Annotated in this window: 1 protein-coding gene; it reads left to right on the top strand. The window is 62.9% G+C overall.

Translation table 11 applies throughout. The annotated features are described in order from the left end of the window. Nucleotides 1-72 precede the first annotated feature (72 nt). Nucleotides 73-672 (top strand): IS5 family transposase (locus AB7849_RS19505; RefSeq protein ID WP_008213462.1); only part of this gene is annotated, 600 nt, incomplete at its 3' end.

Below are 672 nucleotides of genomic sequence, written 5' to 3'. Positions count from 1 at the left end.
TAGCAGGCTGTTGAGAAACCTCTGCGCATCGCTGCGGTCATAGACGTTCTCAATCACTGACCGCCCGATCCGATGCGCAGCCCCGACGTCCAACAGCTTGGCATGTTCTCGTATGTGTCGGTCGAAGACCGCGTGCCGCCCGATCATCCGATCCGCAAACTGCGGATTCTGGTGGACGCGATCCTGGGCGAGCTCGATGAGCTACTGGCGGCGCGCTATGCCGCAGGCGGTCGCCCGTCGATCCCGCCCGAGCGCATCCTGCGCGCCTCGCTGCTGCAGGTGGTCTACAGCGTGCGCAGCGAGCGGTTGCTGATGGAGCAGCTCAACTACAACCTGCTGTTCCGCTGGTTCGTCGGCCTGAACATCGACGACGTGGTGTGGGACCATTCGACGTTCTCCTTCAACCGCCAGCGGCTATTCGACGAGGCGATCGCCCAGCACTTCTTCGAGCACACCGTGTTGCTGGCGCGGCTGCGCGACCTGGTCAGCGACGATCACTTCTCAGTAGACGGTACGTTGCTAGAGGCGTGGGCCTCGCACAAGAGTTTCCGCCCCAGGGACGACCACGACGAAGGCGATGGTGACGATTTCCGCGGGCACAAGCGCAGCAACGACACCCATGCCTCCACCACCGATCCGGATGCGCGTTTGATCCGCAAGGGCAAAGGCAAG

Source organism: Rhodanobacter sp. FW021-MT20 (assembly GCF_041107475.1).
GTDB classification, from domain to species: domain Bacteria; phylum Pseudomonadota; class Gammaproteobacteria; order Xanthomonadales; family Rhodanobacteraceae; genus Rhodanobacter_A; species Rhodanobacter_A glycinis.
Note: the sequence above shows the minus strand (reverse complement) of the source record. Positions and strands in the feature narration are given on the sequence as shown.